This window comes from Nostoc sp. UIC 10630 (assembly GCF_010747425.1).
GTDB lineage: Bacteria > Cyanobacteriota > Cyanobacteriia > Cyanobacteriales > Nostocaceae > Nostoc.
Window position 1 is genome coordinate 1 of the sequence record NZ_JAAGOG010000502.1, and the last position, 503, is coordinate 503.

At 43.5% G+C, this 503-nt stretch carries 1 pseudogene; it reads right to left on the reverse strand.

Going from position 1 to position 503, the window contains the following annotated elements:
* Positions 1–503: pseudogene (locus tag G1O98_RS38610) on the reverse strand (ATP-binding protein); the annotation flags it as partial.

Sequence of the window (503 nt, forward strand, 5' to 3'; positions counted from 1 at the left end):
CCAGCAGTGAATTTGATGATATAGTTCCAAAAACCCTGCAAATCTTTGGCAGTATCAGCATCAACCATTCCTGGAAGTCCCTTGCCACCACCAAATACAGAGTCCACCTCATCTTGAGCAAGAAATAATTCGGGAACGCCCTGACATTCACCACCAACAATTGATACTCTGGCTTTCTGCTTGTCAATTTGGTCTGTGGCAAAGGTAATCCAGTTTTTTAGTTCTTTCATGCCGTCAAACTTACGGCTGAACTTGCACAACCATCTGGTGACATCATCCTTTGGATCGCTGCCAATCACAATTGCCGGGCTTTGAGATTTTGCAGCAATTTTATTGATAATCACGCCAGCCAGCGTAGACTTTCCAGACTGCGTTCCGCCAGAAAGATAAAAATGGTGATTACTGCGAAGAGTCATATTTTGATTAGATGCAGCATCACACAGTTCATCAATCCAAGCACCATCAATTCTGATGTACTCAGGATAATTAGCTGCGATCGCTTG